The 21,236-nt window shown below is 61.4% G+C and carries 5 protein-coding genes; 4 read left to right on the top strand and 1 reads right to left on the bottom strand.

Features of this window, described 5'->3' with window-relative positions; translation table 11 throughout:
• The first annotated feature begins 202 nt into the window (after window positions 1-202).
• The 3 genes from AC1Q9F_RS02750 (at window position 203) to AC1Q9F_RS02740 (ending at window position 7,308) form a co-directional block, all read left to right on the top strand.
• Window positions 203-2,608: a glucose/quinate/shikimate family membrane-bound PQQ-dependent dehydrogenase gene (locus tag AC1Q9F_RS02750; protein WP_492619058.1), complete on the top strand. Its 2,406-nt coding sequence runs from the start codon at window positions 203-205 to the stop codon at window positions 2,606-2,608.
• 84 nt (window positions 2,609-2,692) lie between these two features.
• Window positions 2,693-3,991, top strand: coding sequence for a carbohydrate porin (locus AC1Q9F_RS02745; protein WP_492619059.1), 1,299 nt, complete (start codon window positions 2,693-2,695; stop codon window positions 3,989-3,991).
• Window positions 3,992-4,521: 530 nt separating this feature from the next.
• Window positions 4,522-7,308, top strand: a complete 2,787-nt coding sequence (locus tag AC1Q9F_RS02740; protein ID WP_492619060.1) for an EAL domain-containing protein — start codon at window positions 4,522-4,524, stop codon at window positions 7,306-7,308.
• Between the two features lie 67 nt (window positions 7,309-7,375).
• On the opposite strand, the gene AC1Q9F_RS02735 is transcribed toward AC1Q9F_RS02740, so the two are convergent.
• Complete coding sequence (locus tag AC1Q9F_RS02735; protein WP_115077956.1) at window positions 7,376-9,571, bottom strand: OsmC domain/YcaO domain-containing protein; 2,196 nt, start codon at window positions 9,569-9,571, stop codon at window positions 7,376-7,378.
• Between the two features lie 294 nt (window positions 9,572-9,865).
• Here AC1Q9F_RS02735 and AC1Q9F_RS02730 point away from each other — a divergent pair, with 294 nt between their 5' ends.
• On the top strand, window positions 9,866-21,211 hold the full coding sequence (locus tag AC1Q9F_RS02730; RefSeq protein ID WP_492619061.1) for a cadherin-like domain-containing protein: 11,346 nt from the start codon (window positions 9,866-9,868) through the stop codon (window positions 21,209-21,211).
• The last annotated feature ends 25 nt before the right edge of the window (window positions 21,212-21,236 follow it).

Here is a 21,236-nt window from a genome sequence, read left to right as displayed (position 1 = left end):
CAACCTGTCATAAATTCCATATCTGCTGGCAAATAGAAGACTTCTCCACCGCTTCAATATTCCCTGAGGGGCCGCGATGACAAGGCCAGCGTCGATTCGTCGCACCATTTAGCGCGAAAACTCCTTTCATTCTGAATTAGTGATTTAACTAGGTAGTTACCTAATTATATAATGCCCCCCTCATTTCAACGGGACATTCAACGTGAAGCAGAGTCAACGCCTCTCGGGCATATCAACATTCATTCTGGTCGGGCTGGGCGTGATCATCGCCCTGCTCGGCCTGGCACTGGCCGTTGGCGGTGTGAAATTGGTCAGCCTGGGAGGCTCCTGGTACTTCCTGGTGGGTGGTCTGGCGATGGCCATTTCCGGTCTGCTGATCGCACGCCGCAAGCCTGCCGGCGCCTGGCTGTTCGCAGCGTTCCTGCTTGGGACGGCGATCTGGGCGGTCATCGACGCAGGGCTGGTGTTCTGGCCGGTGTTCTCGCGTCTGTTCATGTTCAGCGCCGTGGGTCTGGTAGTTGCGCTGGTCTATCCGCTGCTCAAACGCGCCAATGGCGGCGTTGCGGGTCGTGGTGCCTACGGTGTCGCCGCTGTTCTGGCGGTTGGACTGGCCGTGGCTGCCGGCAACATGTTCGTCGCGCACCCGACCGTCGCCCCAACCGGCACCGGCCCGGGCCTCACCCCGGTCGAACCGGAAAAAGCGCAGAAAGACTGGGCGCATTACGGCAATACCGAAGGCGGTAGCCGCTTCGCCGCGCTGGACCAGATCAATCGCAGTAACGTCGACAAGTTGAAAGTCGCGTGGACCTACCACACCGGCGACATCGCCGAGAGCGACGGCAACGGCGCCGAAGACCAGCTGACTCCGCTGCAGATCGGCAACAAAGTCTTCATCTGCACCCCGCACAACAACCTGATTGCACTGGATGCCGATACCGGTAAAGAACTCTGGAAAAACGCGATCAACGCTCAGTCCAAAGTCTGGCAGCGTTGCCGTGGCATGGCGTATTTCGACGCCAGCGCTGCCGTCGCCAAACCGGCCAGTTCGCCGGTTTCAGAAGCTCAACCAGCACCCGCAGCCAACTGCACACGTCGTCTGCTGACCAACACCATCGACGCCCGCCTCATCGCAGTCGATGCCGACACCGGCGAGTTCTGCCAGGGGTTCGGCACCAACGGCCAGGTGGATCTGAAGGCCGGTCTGGGTGATGTTCCGGACAGCTACTACCAACTGTCCTCCGCGCCGCTGATGGCCGGCACCACCGTGGTGGTTGGCGGTCGTGTGGCTGACAACGTGCAGACCGACATGCCGGGCGGCGTGATCCGTGGCTTCGACGTAATGACCGGCGCCATGCGCTGGGCGTTCGACCCGGGCAACCCGCAGGATAAAAAGGCACCGGCAGACGGCAGCACCTACGTGCGCAGCACGCCGAACAGCTGGGCGCCGATGTCCTATGACCCGGCGACCAACACGATCTTCCTGCCGATGGGCAGTTCGTCCACCGACATCTACGGTGTTGAACGCAACAAACTCGATCACACCTACGGCGCTTCGATCCTGGCGCTGGACGCCAACAGCGGCGAAGAAAAGTGGGTCTACCAGACCGTGCACAACGATCTCTGGGACTTCGACCTGCCGATGCAACCGAGCCTGATCGATTTCACCAAGGACGGTAAAACCGTTCCGGCGGTGGTGATCGGCACCAAGGCCGGGCAGATTTACGTGCTCGACCGCGCCACCGGCAAACCGTTGACCGACGTTAAAGAAGTACCGGTCAAGGCGTCGAACATTCCGAACGAACCCTACTCGCCAACCCAACCGAAATCGGTGGGCATGCCGCAGATCGGTGCCCAGCACCTGACCGAGTCGGACATGTGGGGCGCCACGCCGTACGACCAGTTGCTGTGCCGGATCGACTTCAAGTCGATGCGTTACGACGGGCTGTACACCGCGCCGGGTACTGACAAATCCCTGAGTTTCCCGGGTTCGCTGGGCGGCATGAACTGGGGCAGCATCTCAACTGACCCGGTGCACGGCTTCATCTTCGTCAACGACATGCGCCTGGGTCTGTGGATTCAGATGATCCCGTCGCAGAACACAGGCAAGGCAACTTCCGGTGGCGAAGCGTTGAACACCGGTATGGGCGCCGTTCCGCTGAAAGGCACGCCTTACGCGGTGAACAAGAACCGCTTCCTGTCGGTTGCCGGCATTCCGTGCCAGGCCCCGCCGTTCGGTACGCTGACCGCTATCGACATGAAAACCCAGAAAGTCGCCTGGCAGGTTCCGGTCGGCACCGTTGAAGACACCGGCCCGCTGGGCATCCGCATGCACCTGCCGATCAAGATCGGTCTGCCAACCCTCGGCGGCACCCTGTCGACCCAGGGCGGCCTGATCTTCATCGCCGGCACCCAGGACTTCTACCTGCGCGCGTTCAACAGCGGTAACGGTGAAGAAGTCTGGAAAGCACGTCTGCCAGTCGGCAGCCAGGGCGGCCCGATGACGTATGTGTCGCCGAAAACCGGCAAGCAATACGTGGTCATCACCGCCGGCGGCGCTCGTCAGTCGACCGACCGTGGCGACTACGTGATGGCATACGCCCTGCCGTAAACCGCAGCGCCCTCCTTCACTTCACTTGTGCGCGGCACCTTCGGGTGCCGCGTCGTTTCATGTCCTTCGCTCTGGATTTCACCAATGTCATTGGCTGTTCGCTTTTCCCACGCCGGGGTCTTCACCGGCATGCTGTTCGGTCTCACCTGCGGCGCTGCCCTGCCCGCCCTCGCCGATACCGATTCGAACGTGTTCACCCGCAACACCCTGACCGGCGACTGGGGCGGCCTGCGCCACCAGCTCGATGAAGACGGCATCAAGTTCACCGGCGACTACACCGGTGAAACCGCCTACAACGCCGACGGCGGCCTGCATCGCTCGGCGCGTTACTCGCAAAACATCAAGCTCGGTGCGCAGTTCGACCTGAGCAAACTGTACGGCGTCGATAACGCCGGCAAGATACAGCTGAGCATCAACGACCGACGCGGCAACAGTGCCTCGGAAGATCTGGTCGGCAACCGTCTGCCGATCCAGGAAAACTACGGCGGCCTCTACACCCGCCTGACCGAGCTGAGCTACGAGCGCAGCCTGTTCACCCCGGCGCTGAACGTCAAACTCGGCTACATGGCCATGGGCAACGACCTCGGCGGGCTGGACAGCGGCATTCTCTGCAACTTCATGAACGCCGGTTTCTGCGGTCACCCGCTGAACATGTCCGGTGGCAGCGGCTGGACCAACTACCCCAACGCCCACCTGGGTGTGCGGGTGAAATATGACCTCTCCCCTGCCTGGCAACTGCGGGTGGCCGCGTTCAACGTCGACCCGCAAAGCAACGGTAATTCCAGCCGCGCCTGGCACCTGGGCCCGAAACACACCACCGGCACCGTGGTGCCGATCGAACTGGTCTACAAGCAGGCAGGCAAACTGCCCGGCGAATACAAGGTCGGTTATTACTACGACAGCTCCGATGTGAAACGCATCGGCAGTGACAAGGAAGTGTCCGGACGCGGCGGTCATTACGTCCTGATCGACCAGGCCGTCTGGGCCTCGGACACCTCCGAAGGTCGCAGCCTGCACGCCTTCGGCCAATACTCGGCCGCCAGCGAAGCAGCTTCGCCATTCAGCAAGTGGTACGGCACCGGCCTGGTTCTGTACAAACCTTTCGAAGGCCGCCCTCGTGACACCGTTGCGCTGGGCTACGGCCGCGCGGTACCGAACCCGCGCAGCCGCGACGTTCAGCAAGACGCAGCGCTGAACAATGGCGCAGCGTTTCCAAACCTGGACAGTGCCGAGCAATTGATCGAACTCGGTTACGGTTATCAGGCCACGCCTTGGCTGACGCTGCGCCCGAATATGCAGTACATCATCGAGCCGGGCGCGTTTTCCGGAAAGGACATCGACAATGCATTGGTGTTTGGATTGCAGGTGAAAGCTGCGCTCTGACGCCAACATTTGTCGACTAGGCGTTAAACAGGAAAGCACCTTCGGGTGCTTTTTTTGTTCGTGGATTATGGGGAAACTGACTCAGACGATAATCATTGTTATGAATAATCATCTCGCAAGGGTTAAAACACTCTCCGCGACTGAAAAAACAGAGCTTGAAAAACGTTAATGACCGATTGTCAGACAGGCTGCTATAACCGTTTAGTGCCAAAGAACTTTTATTAACTTTCCTGACTGCTCGGCCAATAACGGCAGAAAAAATAACGCTCGCAGCCACCGTTCGGCCATTTCATTCAAACATGACTTTCTTATAAGCTTCGCCGCCTTAATAGCCCCTGGCCATCAATTCTGTGAAGACAGTGTTCTCTTGAAGAAAAAATCTGCGACACGTCTCGCCCTGAAAAACGCCGGTACAACCCCGAACACTGAGTCCCCTTCCGCCTGATCACGAACCGCCATCCCGGCACTTTTTGCATGGACGCTCACTTTCGCCAACCCTTTCCTGGCTGTCCGGGACAGAGGAGGATTTTTTGCTTCGCAAGTTTGCACCGCCTCATGGTTTGAAAACGATCCTGACGACAGCACTGGTCTTTCAATGTGCAACGTTAGTCCTCAGCTTCTGGTTAGCGACCAGCAACCAATCCAGCATCGGGAACCTTTCAAGTGTGGCCGTCGACCAGGTGGATGCGGTGGCGGAGACCGTTCAGCACTTGATGGAAGCACGCCTCTCCCTGTCGCGCGCCAACACCCGCATCGTCCTGTTCAATACGGTTCCGCAGGACATGGTGCAACACGCGCGTATGGAATTGATCCTGGCGAATGAATCGTTCGACCGGTTTCTCACACGCACCCGGGTGGACGAAGAAAACCATGTGCGGGTCCAGGCATTAAAAGACGTGTATTCACGCTACGTGAACGTGCTACATCGTCTGGTTCAGTACACGGGCGCCGGCAACGTGCAATGGGCACTTGCGCAACCGGTACAAGAGATTCAAGAGCAACTTCTGCAGGAACAGAAGAACTTCATCAAGTACGGCAACAACATCAGCCAGACTTCACTTCAGTCCATGGGCGATCGCTTCAGGATATACATCGCGGCAGCGGCGATGATACTTCTGCTGGTGTTGGCCACCACGTTTTTCCTGCTGTACGTCATCAAGAAAGTCGAGAAAAGCCGACTGTTGAAAATTGCCGTCAACCGGACGGACAGCGCCATCATCGTCACGGATTCAAACAGCGTCATTACCTACGTCAACGAAGGTTTTGTGCGCATGCTGGGTTATGAAACAGCCGATCTGGTGGGCAAGAAGCCAGACCAGGTGTTTTACGGCCGCCATACGGATACGCAAACCGTTCTCTCGTTCAGAAGCAGTATCCAGAAGGGAGAAAGTCACACCACAGAGTTACTGGTCTACAACAAATCAAAACAACCGCTGTGGGTTCGCGTGGTCGCTAATCCGGTACTCGACCCGCAGGGTGTTCAGCAGGACGTGGTGGCCATTGTGACGGACATCACCGAAGCCAAGATGAATGACGAGTTGCAGTTCAAGGTACTCAGTGCCATGGCCCGTGAAGAACCTTTGGGCGATGTCATGCAGTTGTTGTGTCTGGAGATCGGCCGTATCGCGCCGGAAATCGGCGTTTCCATCCGCCAGTTCGATGAGCGCGGTTGCCTGCCGCTGATTGCCGAATTCAACTTGCCGGACGGACTGCTTCAGTCGCTGGAAAGTCTCGCCGAGCGTTCCATCCTGCAAAAAATGGATGCCAAAGAAAGCATCATGCTGAACTTCACCGACCCAGGGTCTTACGACGGCGAATGCGTTGATCCGCACCTTTCGCAATCGCTGGGTTTCACGGCCGGCTGGGTCAACACCATTCGCTCCAACAATGGGCGAACACTTGGCACGTTCACTTTTTACTACCGCGAAAACCACCTCCCTGCGGCGCAACATCAACGGTTGCTGCAAACCAGTCTGAAGTTGTGCGCACTGGCTCTGGAGCGCGACAGTTTTATTCACGATATCGAACGGCTGGCCTATTACGACAGCCTGACCCTGTTGCCCAATCGACGGCTGTTGATGATGAAAGCCAACACGATGATCGCCAACGCCCAGCGTTCGCAATCATCCCTGGCCGTGTTGTTCATCGACATCAACAAGTTCAAGCAGATCAACGATTCACTCGGCCATGCCGCTGGGGACTTGCTGTTGTCTGAAATCGCTAGAAGGCTTCAGTCTTCCGTGAGGGGCAATGATGTTGTCAGCCGTCTTTCGGGGGACGAGTTCGTCATTATTCTGTCCCCTTCCAGCGCTGAACAGGCGATTGCCTTTTCGGAACGCATGATCAGCCAGCTCTCGGAGCCGATGATGTTGGCCGATGTCAGCGTCTCGCCTTCTGCCAGTATTGGTATCGGCATTTATCCGGATCACGGCAATGATATTCAGGCGTTGCTGCTGCATGCCGATCAAGCGATGTACAAGGCCAAGTCCGCAGGTCGACAAGCCATCGAAGTGTTTGATCCGGTGGTGGTTGATTCAACCGACGACCAACTGACGTTGAGCATGGCCCTCAAGCAGGCTCTGGTGTCCGATCAGCTGACGCTGCATTACCAGCCCCAGATGATGCTCGACGGCAACCAGCTGTTTGGTGTCGAGGCGCTGGCCCGCTGGTCTCATCCGGAGCTTGGAAGCATCCCGCCCAACCGTTTCATTCCGTTGGTGCGTGACACCCGAATGATGCCAAGGCTCAACCAATGGGTGCTCACCGAAGCCTGCCGGCAAATGGCGCAATGGCGCGACGCCGGGGTCGAGGTGCCGCAGATCTCGGTCAACATTTTCCCCATCGCCTTTCGCGACCGGGCCATTATCGAACTCATCGAAACGCTGCTGGCACAGTACGGGCTCCCGCCCTCCTGTCTGACCCTGGAAGTCACGGAGGACTTCATCCTCGACGCCACCGACACGGTCATCTCGGTGATCAGCGAAGTCCGTCAATCCGGTGTCAGCCTGTCCATCGACGACTTTGGAACCGGTTATTCCAGCCTCAGTTATCTGCTGCGACTGCCCGTCAATGCCATCAAGCTCGACAAGAGCTTTATCGACGATCTCGAAACCAGCGAAAGTGCACGGACGCTGGCCCAATCGATTGCCGGGATCTGCAAGAGCCTGCAACTGAACATCGTCGCCGAAGGGGTTGAAAGTGCCGGGCAGCGGGACATTCTTCGAGCGCTGGGTTACCCGATAGCCCAGGGCAATGTGTTCTCCCGTCCTTTGGCGCCAGAGGATCTGGCGCACTGGGTGCGTGAGCGATCACGCTGATACGCGTCTGGCCTGAAAACGAAAAAAGCACCCGAAGGTGCTTTTTTTGTACGTGCCGCCAATGGAATCAACCCGCGAAGCTGGCCCGCGCTGCGTGCAGTTTCTTGTAGCTTTCGATCAGACGCAGATGGCGATCCAGCCCTTCCAGCTTCATGCTGGTCGGCGTCAGGCCGTAGAAGCGCACGCTGCCGTTGACCGAGCCGATCGCCGCGTCCATGCGCTCGTCGCCGAACATGCGGCGGAAGTTGGCTTCGTAGTCTTCCAGCTCCAGATCTTCGTCCAGCTCCATTTCCAGCACCACGTTGACCGCTTGATAGAACAAGCCGCGCTCAACGGTGTTGTCGTTGTATTGCAGGAAGGCCTCGACCAGATCCTTGGCCTGCTCGTACTTCTGCAAGGCGAGATAGATCTGCAAGCGCAGTTCGAGAATGGTCAACTTGCCCCATGGCGTGTTGTCGTCGAACTCGATGCCGATCAGCGTGGTGATGTCGGTGTAATCGTCCAGCTCGCTGTGTTCCAGGCCTTTGGCGAGGTTGCGCAGGCCGACTTTGCTCAGGTTGTGCAGGTTGAGGATATCGGCACGGAATTGCAGCGCTTTGTTGGTGTTGTCCCAGATCAGGTCTTCTACCGGATAGATCTCCGAATAGTCCGGCACCAGAATGCGGCACGCCTTGGCGCCGATGTGCTCGTAGACCGCCATGTAGACTTCCTTGCCCATGTCTTCGAGGATGCCGAAAAGCGTTGCGGCCTCTTCGGCATTGGAGTTTTCGCCATTGCCGGAGAAGTCCCACTCGACGAATTCGAAGTCGGCCTTGGCACTGAAGAAGCGCCACGACACCACGCCGCTGGAATCGATGAAGTGCTCGACGAAGTTGTTCGGCTCGGTCACGGCCTGGCCCGAGAAGGTCGGCTGCGGCAGATCGTTGAGGCCTTCGAAGCTGCGGCCCTGCAGCAACTCGGTGAGGCTGCGCTCCAGCGCCACTTCGAAGCTCGGGTGCGCGCCGAACGAGGCGAATACGCCGCCAGTGCGCGGGTTCATCAGCGTCACGCACATCACCGGGAATTCACCGCCCAGCGACGCGTCCTTGACCAGCACCGGGAAGCCCTGCTCTTCCAGCGCCTTGATCCCCGCGAGGATGCCCGGGTACTTCGCCAGCACCTCTTGCGGCACATCCGGCAGGGCCATTTCGCCTTCGAGGATTTCGCGTTTGACCGCCCGCTCGAAGATTTCTGACAGGCACTGCACCTGAGCTTCAGCCAGGGTGTTGCCGGCGCTCATGCCGTTGCTGAGAAACAGGTTTTCGATCAGGTTGGACGGGAAGTACACGACCTCGTTGTCCGACTGGCGCACGAACGGCAGCGAGCAGATGCCGCGCTGGGTGTTGCCGGAGTTGGTGTCGTACAGGTGCGAGCCGCGCAGTTCGCCGTCGCGGTTGTAAATGCCCAAGCAATATTCGTCGAGGATTTCCGCAGGCAGCTCATCCTTGGCGCCGGGCTTGAACCAGCGCTCGTCCGGGTAATGCACGAACTCGGCATTGGCGATCTCTTCGCCCCAGAACTGATCGTTGTAGAAGAAGTTGCAGTTGAGCCGCTCGATGAACTCGCCCAGCGCCGATGCCAGCGCGCCCTCTTTGGTCGCGCCCTTGCCGTTGGTGAAGCACATCGGCGACTGCGCATCGCGGATGTGCAGCGACCAGACGTTAGGCACGATGTTGCGCCACGAAGCGATTTCGATCTTCATGCCGAGGTCGGCCAGAATCCCCGACATGTTGGCGATGGTCTGTTCCAGCGGCAGGTCCTTGCCGGCAATGCAGGTGCCCGCGCCGGACGTGGACGCCGGCATCAGCAGGGCCTGGGCATCGGCGTCAAGGTTCTCGACTTCCTCGATCACGAACTCCGGCCCGGCCTGCACCACCTTCTTCACCGTGCAACGGTCGATCGAGCGCAGGATGCCCTGGCGATCCTTCTCGGAGATGTCCGCCGGCAGCTCGACCTGGATCTTGAAGATCTGGTTGTAGCGGTTTTCCGGGTCGACAATGTTGTTCTGCGACAGACGAATGTTTTCGGTCGGGATATTGCGGGTGCTGCAGTACAACTTTACGAAGTAAGCCGCGCACAAGGCCGACGACGCCAGGAAATAGTCGAACGGACCCGGTGCAGAGCCGTCGCCCTTGTAACGGATCGGTTGGTCGGCCACCACCGTGAAGTCATCGAACTTGGCTTCGAGTCGGAGGTTGTCGAGAAAATTGACCTTGATTTCCATGCGGGTTACCAGAATAGCGGGCTAAACAAATTGGCCGCCATTATCCGGTTTTTGAGCGTGAAGTCTTGTGCTTTCGGGCAACAAACGCCAGCCGGTTCCGCGCAGCAATAACTGACGAATCTCACACTCGCACTCCTCCATGATGGCTAAAAGCCGTGCTTCGGTGCGGCAATCCGTCCCTCTAGGCAGCGGTTTTCGCGCTGGAAAACCCTCAGAAAGCACCTACGCTGAACGTGTCCTGAAGTGGGCTGGTTTCAACGGAATGATTTACCACGCAGTTTGAGGGCTGTTCACATGCAAGATCCGATTTCTCAGTCGTCCAAGGCTCATCTGCGCCCGCATCGCCAGTCACTGGCTCTGGAACCGCGCATCCTGTTCGACGGCGCTGCCGCCTCTGCCGCCGCCGATCAGCATCACGCCGATCCCGCCGCACCTGCCGATGCCGCAGCGCCCCACCCCGCCAGCCCCGTTGAGGGTCGTCCCGCTACCGAGCAGGCACCTTCGGCTGCGCGCACGTTGCTGGTACTCGACAGCCGCATCGAAAACCGCGAGCAACTGCTCGCGCAGTTGCCGTCCAATGTCACGGCGATTGTGGTCAACAACGGTGAAGACGGTCTGGCCGCGATCTCGGCGGCACTGGCAAAACTCGGCAAGGTCGATTCGATTCAGGTCATGTCTCACGGTGCGGCCGGCCAGTTCACCCTGGGCAATCGCACGGTCACTTCCGACAATATCGACCAGCTTGGGCAAACCCTCGAACAGTGGCGAAACAACCTGACCCAGGGCGCCGACATACAGCTTTACGGCTGCGATGTCGGTGCCGGTAGCGCCGGCAAAACCCTGGTCACCGAACTGGCCCGCTGGACCGGCGCCGATGTCGCGGCTTCCAGCAATGACACCGGCAACAGCAAGGCCGGTGGTGACTGGGCACTGGAAACCCGGGTCGGCGACATCGACAAGGCGATCGCCATCAGCAGCGCCGCCATGGCGAGTTTCGACGGGTTGCTGGCCGACGCGGCCCCGACCGTCACGTTGCCGGCCACTGGCAGCGATGTGTTGTTGGGTGACCGTTTCACCTTCAATGTCGATTTCACCAACACCTCGGGCCAGGAAGGCTACGCACCGTTTTTGACCCTGTTCATGCCCGCCAGCGGCAAGGACGGCAACGATGGCGCGAGTTTCATTTCCGCCAGCTATCTGGGGCAGAACCTGGTCACTCATGTCGTGGTCTTCGATGCCAGTGGCTTTGCCACGCACCCGTTGGCCAAGGACGCCAGTGGCAATCTGCTGCGAATCAGCGCTTCTACGTTCGGTATGCAGCCCGGTGATCAACTGGTGGTGATCGAGCTGCCGTTCGCCAGTGTTTCCAAGGATCAGCCGACGATTTCCGTGCAGGTCACGGCCAGCCTGAGCAATCTGGCCGACACCGCGTTCTCCAACGGCACGCCGGACCTGACGATCCGCGCCAGCGGCGGCTTCCAGTTCGGCAACGATGCGCTGGACAACCCGACCAACGACCCGGCGCTGATTCAAGCCGGCACTGTCGCGTTTGTCGTGCATCCAACGGTGATCCGCTTCGACCAGACGCTGACCACGCCCGAAGGTGAAACCGCGACCGGCCCCAACTACGGCCGTACCTTGACGGTGACGGTCACCCCGGCGCCTGGCCAGACCCTGACCCATGTCGTCGTCACCCAACCATTACCGGATAACGTCCAGGTCACCGCGATCACCCCCGGTGCGGGCGGGCGACTGACCTCGATCACCCTGCAGGACGGCACCGTCGTTACCGACCCGGCACAAATCGCCACGCTGATTGCCTCCGACACGGTGTTCATCAGCGCCTTCACCGTCGAATACGACACCCTGTCCGGCGCCACCAACACCCAGGTCGCATTCTATGTGCCGGAGGTCGACGCCAATGGCCAGCCGATCATCAATCCGGTGACCGGGGATGCCGTGACCATCAACATCGGTGCGCCAACCGCCTCCGGCCAATGGGCGCCGCTGGACCCGCGTGACGTGGTGGCACCCAATACGACCATCGATTTTTCCGGCACCGGGCGGCCTACCGATTTTGTTGCCAAGTCCATCACCCTGCTCAAGCAGGTGACGCTGCAAACGGACATCGGCCAGACCGGCATCAGCCCCGGCGACACGCTCAAGTACACCCTGAACCTGGCCATTTCCGACTACTTCGCCTTCGGCAAGGACTTCTTCAACCAGGGGCAGTTGCTGATTCGCGATCAACTCAGCGACGGGCAGGTCCTGACCGGTACACCAACGCTGACTGTCACCCTCAATGGCGTGGCCCAAACCATTACGCTTGTGACCAGCGTGGTCACCAACGCCGATGGCAGCACGTCGATGGTCTTCGACATTGCCCAGTCGCTGCGCAATGCGTTTTCCAATATCCGGGGCTGGCTCAACGGCGACCTGGCCTTCGATGACACGCTGCAGGGCGCGGTGCTGGCCGTGCTCAGCTACTCGGCAGTCGTCGGCCAGAGCTACAAACCGCCCTCGGGCAATCCGCACAGTGAAATCAATGAAGGCGATGAACTGGGCAACAGCGCCGTGGTGGATGGCACGATTCTCCAGGACATCTTCAACCTGACCGGTCAAAGCGAAACCGACGGCTCGACCACCACCAGCGTGATACCGACCAATACGGTCGACATCAAACTGGTCGAGGTCAATAACGGCACTCCGCCGGGCAACGGCGAGCTGCGGCCCGGGGATGAAGTGACCTTCGAGCTGAGCTACGACCTGATTACTGGCGACTACGAGCAGTTCAAACTCACGGCCTACCTGCCGCTGCCATTGTTCGATGTCTCCGGCGTGACCTGGGGAACCGGCGGCGATCCCGGCCAATGGCAGATCGGCCCGGGCAATACCAACGCCGGCGGTGTGCTGACCGTCACCAGTGGCGCGGGTAACTCGGTGACTTTCGACTTTGGCAGCTTCGTCACCGCCACCACTACCGGCAGCCGGATCGTTGTGCGATTTACTGTGCGCGTGGGCGACCAACCGTTCGCCGACCAGCGTTCGCTGGACGTACTGGCGCAATCGAGCCAGCAAACCACCCTCACTGATCGCACGCTTATTTCCTCCGATGTGGTGGCGATTGTTTCCGTGGCCGAGCCGGTGCTGTCGATCAAGCATGGTGTGGTGTCCGGCTCCAACGGTACCGTCAGCAACACCACCGGTAGCTGGAACCCGCCGGGCAGCACGGGTTCTCCGTTCAATGGGCGGGTAACCGATCTGGCGGCGGTGGACGGCAATATCACCGGCATCGACGGCGGCGACCGGTTGCGCATGGTCACCGCTATCGAGAATACCGGTGGCGGCGGCGCCTTCGACGTCATAACCAGCATCACCCTGCCCTCCGGCCTGAGTTTTGTCGGCGGCAGCCTGGCGGCGGCCAATCTGCAGATCTATCGCGGCGACGGCACGGCGTTGGTGCTCGGGGTCGATTACAGCGTCTCCGGCAACCAGATCACCTTCCTTGATGCGGGCGGTCAGGCCTCTCTGCTCGCCGGCCGCAGCGGCACGGCAGCCGATAACAGCGGCGCCAACGTGGTGGTGATCAGCTACGACGTGGTGGTCAGCTCGACCATCGAAGCCAGCCGCAGCCTGCAAAGCACGGCAACCCTGAGCAATTACGCCAGTGTCGACGGCGGCAGCGACTTCACGCCCGTCGACCTCACCGATCTGGCCAGCCAGCAGGTGGCGGCGCCGACGATCACCAAGGTCTTCGCCGACGGCACGCTGGACAACGGCGATTCCAGCGCCACGCACACCACCGGCAGCGATCTGGTGATCGGCGAAAGCATGCGCTACGACATCGTCGTCACCCTGCCCGAAGGCAACACGCAGACCTTGCGGATCGAAGACCTGATTCCGCCGGGCATGCGCCTGGACACCAGCTTCAATGGCGGCCTCGGCTACCAGATCATCACCACCCGTGCCGGCAGTGGCGCCCTCGGGGCCGACTTTGCCGGCAGCATCGTGGTGAGCAGTTTCACCGGGGTGGGTGGTGCATTGGGCGCTGATGGCGTGGATGCGCGCTGGACATTCAGCGTCTCCGGCGCAACCGCCGACAACCAGACCGGCAACAACACCTTCGTCATCCGCTTGCAGCTGGTGGCCAACAACGTGATTGCCAACCAGGCCAGCAAGTCCCTGCAGAACAACGCGCAACTGGTGTTCAGCGATCCTGACGGTGACACGCCCAACGGCAATGTCGCGGTGGATCGCAACGTCGCCCTGACTGGTGGTCAGCCGACCGTGACCGTGCGCGAGCCGACGCTGACCGTCACCCAGAATCTGACCTCGACCTCGGGGCCCGGCGGTTACGATCAGGGCGACACGGTGACCTTCACCATCACCCTGAGCAATGGCAATGGCGGCAACGACTTCAGTGCCTTCGATATCAGTTTCTTCGACAATCTGCCGACCCAGCTGAGCAATATCACCCTGACCGGTGTGCTTTACCTGAACGGCGCCACCAACAACGGCGGCATCGATTTCGAGCTGGTCAACGGCCAGCTGCGCACCGCCAGCGGTGCCAACATCGACATCGCCAAGGGCGGCAGCATCGTGCTGAGCCTGTCGGGTGTGGTCAACGCAACGGCTGCAGCACAGTCGTCGATTCCCAACGTCGCGGTGGTGCAATGGACCAGCCTCGACGGCACCCAGAACGGCGAACGTACCGGTGTCGACGGGCCGATCAACGGCGGCTCCCTCAATGACTACCGCAACAGCTCGGCGCTCTTGATCCCCGTGGCGCAGGCCATCCAGATTTCACGGGTCGGCGGCCTGCCGGACAGCCCTGCCCCGTCACCGACCACCGCCCCGCAAGAGGCCGTGACCATCGGCGAAGTCATCCGCTATCGGGTGGTGGTGCTGGTGCCCGAAGGCAACAACCCCAACTACCAGGTGCAGATCACCCTGGCCAACGGCTTGCAATTCATTTCCCCGGATGCGCTGGTGAATGCCTTGCGCATCGGCTTCATCTCCGATGGTGGCCTGACCACCGATGCCAACCTGATCGTCGGCGGCACGCTGAACATCAGCGGCAACGAAAACAGCCCGCAGGCCTTGCCGATTACCGCCGATCTGCTGGGCCTTGGCCCCAACGGCGTGTTTGATCCGAGCCGCCTCACCATCGTCACCAATCCCGATGGCAGTCAGGTGATCACTTTCAACCTCGGCAATGTGGTCAATGGCGGCGGTTCCGACGGCGACCTCGAAGGCGTGGTGATCGAGTTCAACGTCCGCGTCACCAACCAGGCCAGCAACGCCGCCGGAGCGCTGCTGGGGGCCAGTGCCCATGAAATCGTCAACGGCATCGGCCGGGCCAACAGCGACACGGTCTTCGAAAAAATCGTCGAGCCGGGTTTCAGCAACTTCGACAAACAGGTCACGGGGTTCAACCCCAACCCGTCCGGCACCACCGGCACCGCCACGATCCAGCTGAGTTTTACCCAGAGCGGTGGCTTGCCGGCCTTCGACACGCAGGTCAGCGACAGTTTTGCCGGCGGCAGCAATTACAGCCTGGTCAGCGTCAGCATCAATGGCGTGCTCTACGGCCCTGGCAATCTGCCGGCCGGTGTCAGCTTCAGCGCTGCCGGCGGGATCAGCGTCAATTTCGATCAGCTGGATGTCGGTGCGCAGGTCAAGGTGGTCTATCAGGTCACGCTGCCCAATGCGTCGATCATCGCCAGCAGCAACGCAACTCTGACCTGGAGCAGCCTGCCCGAGGACTTCACCAGTTGGGGCGGCAACAGCGTCGGCACTGACGGGGCCATCGATGGCGAGCGGACCGGCAGCACCGTCGGTCCGAACCAGTACATCCTGCGAGACAACGCCGGGCTCGGCGTCATCACCGGTACCCTGTGGAACGACACCGCTTCGGCCACCGGCAGCGCCGTGCCCGATGGAGCCGGACTCGCCGGGCAAACCGTGACCCTGACCTGGGCCGGTGCCGACGGCTTGCTCGAAACCACTGCCGATAACCTGCAGTTCACTACCGTCACCGACAGCAACGGCCAGTATCACTTCGGCGTGCTGCCGCTCGGTGTGTTCCGCATCGACGTGCCCGCCGGGCTCGTCAGTTACCCGCAACCGGTGGGCGATCTGCGGGTGCGGATCGACAGCGACGGTGGCACTCTCGGCCAGATCACCGTCACTCTGGGCGATGCCGATACCCAGGCTGCCAACGCCGGTTACGTCGAGCAGAACGATGCGCCGGTCAACACCCTCCCCGGCACCCAGCACGGTCAGGAAGACGTGGTGCTCAACATCGGCGGCATCAGCGTCGCGGATATCGATGCCAATCGCGACCCGAACGTCAACGATCGCACGGTCAGCGTGATTCTCAAGGTGCTCAACGGCACGCTGTTTCTCGGCGCAACGGTGCCGGGCGTCACAGTCGGCGGTGCCAATACCGCCACCCTGACCCTGACCGGCACCCTGGCGGACATCAACACCGCGCTGGCCAGCCTGCGTTATCTGGGCAATCCGAACTTCAATGGCACCGATACCCTGACCGTGATCAGCAACGATCAGGGCAACTATGGCGATGCCGACGGCGATGGCCTGCCTGGCACTGCCGGCGATTCACTGACCGATACCGACACCCTGCAAATCATCCTCGATCCGGTCAACGATACCCCGGTGGCGGTCAACGACAGTGCGACGGCCGTCGAAGCCGGGGGCACCAACAATGCGGCGACGGGTGTCAATCCGATCGGCAATCTGCTGGCCAACGACAGCGATGTCGACATCGCCACCAATGCCGACCGGCTGCACGTGGCCTCGGTCGGACCGAGCAACGGCTCCGGCATCCAGACGCCCGTGCAAGGCGTGGTGGCGATCACCGGCCAGTACGGGCGGTTGATCGTCGGCAGCAACGGTGCGTATCAGTACATCGTCGACAACAACAATCCGGCGGTCCAGGCCTTGCGCCTGGCCGGGCAGACGCTGACTGACAGGTTCGATTACGTGCTCACCGACCTGGCCGGTGCAACGGCCACCGCCACGTTGACCGTGACAATCCAGGGCGCCAATGACACCCCGGTCGGCGTCGACGATCAAGGCACGGCGGTCGAGGCCGGGGGCGTACTCAATGGCACTCCGGGCAGCGATGCCACCGGCAATGTGCTGGACAACGACACCGACGTCGACAGCCTTGCCAACGGCGAAACCAAAACCGTCACCGGTATTCGTGCGGTGGCGGAATCGCAACCCGGTGCGTTCAATCCGGTGGCGGTCGGCACCTCGATCGCCGGGCTTTACGGCACCCTGACCATCAACCCGGACGGCACCTACCGCTACGTGGTCAACAACACCAACACCACGGTGCAACGCCTGAGCGCCGGGCAGCAACTGGTCGAAGTGTTCAGCTATCGGGTTACCGATGCCGGCGGCCTGAACGACGTGGCGCAGTTACGCATCACGATTCAGGGCGCCAATGACAACCCGGTGGCCAGCGACGACGCCGCCGAGGCGCAGGCCGCGTCCACCAACGGCAATGCCACGGAAAGCAACCCGAGCGGCAACGTGATCCTGTTCCCCAGTCGTCCGGGCAGCATCGATCAGCCGGGCGGTAACGGCGTGGATCAGGACGTCGATCAGGTCGACCGCCCCAGCGAGCAACTGAAAGTCGATGGCGTCATCAACAAGAGCGAAGCCACTTACGATCCGCTCAATGACAGCTTGAGCGGCGTCACCGCAGGCACCACTTCGGCCAATGGCACGGTAGTGGTCGGCTTGTATGGCACGCTGCGCATCGGCGCCGATGGTTCGTTCTTCTACGACGTCGACAGCACCAACGCGGCCGTTCAGGCACTGGCGCCCGGCCAGACGCTGACCGAGTTCTTCACCTACCGGATCGTCGACACCGCCGGGCTGACCGATACCGCACAACTGGTGATCACCGTGCACGGGGTCAACGATCCGCCCGTGGCGCAGAGCGTCATTTCCGTTGCGACCGAGCGTGGCGGCGTGAACAACGGTACGCCGGGGTTCGATCCGACCGGCGATGCCACCGCCAACGCTTTCGACCCGGACGGCGATCCGCTGACCGTGACCTTCATCAAGGCCGGTGGCGAAGGCGATCCCGGCACGCCGGTAGCGGTCACGGCCGGCGGCACGGTGATCAACGGTCTGTACGGCACGCTCACCATCCGCCCCGACGGCACCTACAGCTATGCACTGGACAACAACAACCCGGATGTCCAGGCCTTGCGCCTGGGCAGTCAATTGTTGCTCGAGCGCTTCACCTTCACCATCAGCGACGGCGTGGGGCCGACACCGGAAACCGACAACGCCGAAATCATCGTGCTGATTCGCGGCCAGAACGATAACCCGGTTGCGGTCGATGACAGCGCAACGGCCATCGAGGCCGGAGGTTTGAACAACAATCAGCCGGGAGTCGATCCGACCGGCAATGTGCTGACCAACGACAGCGATGTCGACGGTGGCGAAATCCCCGGCGACCTGCCCGCCCATGATTACGGCGAGACCCGCGCCGTGTCGTCCGTGCGCACCGGCACCGAGGCCGGGACAGGCACTGCCGGCACGTTGGGCACTGAACTGCGCGGCACCTATGGCTGGCTGACCCTCAACGCCGATGGCAGTTACAGCTATCGACTGGATAACAGCATGGCGGCCGTTCAAGCCTTGCGAGCCGGCAACACCTTGGCGGACAACTTCACCTACAGCGTGGCCGACGCCTTGGGGGCGCAGGATTCCGCGACCCTGACGATCACCATCCAGGGCAGCAACGACACGCCGGTCGCACAAAATGACACCAATACCGCCATTGAAGCCGGTGGACTCAACAACGCCACGGCGGGCGTCAATCCCACAGGCAATGTGCTGGCCAACGACACCGACGTGGATGCCAACGGTGAAAGCCTCAGCGTCATCGGCGTCCGCCAGGGGGCTTCGACGGGTGTGATCGGCACGGCGTTCGCCGGCGCCTTCGGCACCCTTACGCTTAACGCCGACGGCAGTTACAGCTACATCGTCGATAACAACAACCCGCAGGTGCAGGCGTTGCGCACCAACGGCGATACCCTGACGGACGTCTTCACCTACCAGATCCGTGATCTGGCCGGTGCCACCAGCAGCGCCACATTGACCCTCATCGTTCGCGGGGCCAACGACAACCCGCGAGCGGCCAACGATAACGCGGTGGCCGTAGAGGCCGGCGGCACTCTCAATGGCACACCGGGCATCAACCCGACGGGCAATGTGCTGACCAATGACACCGATGTCGATGCCGGCGACAGCAAGACCGTCACCGACGTGCGTACCGGCAGCGAAGCATCGGGTGGCACCTTCACGACGCTGGGCTCCGGTCAGTCGATCGCCGGGCTCTATGGCACGCTGACGATCAACGCCGACGGCAGCTACAGCTACGTGGTCAACAATAACCTCGCAGCCGTCCAGGCCCTGAAAGCCGGCGAATCACTGGTGGAAACCTTCACCTACCGCATGCGTGACACCGCCGGAGCCACCGACGTTGCGCAATTGAGCATCCGGGTCGACGGCGCCTGGGATGCGCCGGTGGCGACCAACGATGTTGCGGTGGCCGTGGCCGACAACGGCGCAGGCAACAGCGTCAACCCGACCCGCAACGTGCTGCCCAACGATACCGACGTCGATGCCGGCGACGGCAAGACCGTGACCGGCATCCGTTTCGGCACAGAGGCGGCCGGCGGCGCGCTGGATGCGGTCAATCCGGGCACCGACAACACCAATGGCACGTTGATCAACGGTCTCTATGGCCAATTGATCATCGGATCCGACGGCAATTACACCTACATCATCGATTCCAGCAACCCGGCCATTCAGGCGCTCGGCCCGCTGCAGTTCCTCAACGAGCGCTTCACCTATCGCGTCACCGACAATGGCGGGCAAAGCGATCTGGCGGAGATCCACATCATCATCCGTGGCCGCAACGATGCACCGGTGGCCAACACTGACACTGCCACTGCGGTGGAGGCCGGCGGTCTGAACAACAACCAGCCCGGCGTCAACCCGAGTGGCAACGTGATCAGCAATGACACCGATCTGGAGGGCGACGCCCTGACCGTCTCGGCGCTGCGTACCGGTGGCCTGGGCGAAAACGGCACGGCCGGTACGTTGGGCACCGTTCTGCGCGGTCGTTACGGTGATCTGACGCTGAACGCCGACGGCACCTGGCATTACGAACTCGACAACAACCTGCCCGAAGTCCAGGCCCTGCGCCTGAGTGGCCAGACCCTCACCGACGTGTTCAGCTACACCCTGCGCGACGAGTTGGGGGCAACCGACACCGCCGAGCTGCGCATTACCATCGAAGGACGCAACGACACGCCCGTGGCGCGAGACGACAGCGCCATCGCCGTCGAAGCGGGCGGTGTCGCGAACGGCACACCCGGCAGCAATGCCACGGGCAACGTGCTGGATAACGACACCGACGTCGACAGCGTGGCCAATGGCGAAAGCCGCCAAGTGGTGAGCGTCAGCAACGCCAGCGGCCAATCGAGCACGGCAGGTCAGGTGTTGATCGGCCTTTACGGTCAACTGACCCTCAATGTTGACGGCAGCTACACCTACGTGATCGACAACGGCAATCCGGTGGTGCAGGCCTTGCGCACAGCCGGTGAAACCCTCAGCGAGACCTTCACCTACCGCATGCGCGATACCGCCGGCGCCACCTCGGATGCGCGCCTGACCGTGGTTATCCAGGGCGCCAACGACGCACCGGTGGCGCAGAACGACAGCGCCATCGCCACCGACCAGACACCGGCGCCGCAAGTCACCGGCAACGTGCTGCCCAACGACAGCGACGTGGACGGCAACGATGCGCTGCACGTGGTCGCGATCCGTACCGGCGCCGAGTCCGGCAACGGCACCTTCGGCGTCATCGGCCAGCCAATCGCCGGGCTGTACGGGACTCTGGTGCTCAACGCCGATGGCAGCTACACCTACACCATCGACCAGAACAACCCGCAGGTGCTGGCAGCCGCCGGACTGGGCCAGGTGTTGCGCGACATTTTCACCTACACCATCAATGACCGTGCGGGCGCCAGCGACCAGGCCGAACTGGTGATCAATCTGGACATCGCCACGCCCTTCATCGCCGCGCCGCAAGGCAACTTCTTCGATGATGATCCGGGCCGGCACAACCGTAACCTGCTGCTGCCCGACCCCACTCCGGCGATTTTCATCACCCCGGTGGTCGAGCGCGAGGCGCAACTGCTCGAGGTCTCGACCTGGGGCGCGGGCGGCGCGAATCTGCGCATTGCCAGCGTCGGCGAGTTTTCCAGCGAGTCCAAAGGTGCCGGGCTCGGCCTAGTGCCAGGGCAGTTTGTGTCTCAGGCCGTGCGCGCCAGCCGTGCCGAAAGCGATCTGGACCTGGCGTGGATTCTCGGGCGTCAGGGACGTACCAGCCTCAGCGCCGATGGGCTGCTCAGCGATCCGTCACTGTTCACCATTGACCCGGCGCAAATGACCCAGGGTCAGGCCAATGCAGAAAATCATCAGGAACAGCGCCCTGCGAGAGGTTTCAGCGCCCAGTTGCGCAACGCCGCCCAGCGGCTGCACCCCGCCCAGCGCGGTGGTGACGGCGGCCGGACCGAATGAATGAACGCAAAAAAATACAAAGGAT

The organism is Pseudomonas sp. GW823-FHT04A03 (genome assembly GCF_058796615.1).
Note: the sequence above shows the minus strand (reverse complement) of the source record. Positions and strands in the feature narration are given on the sequence as shown.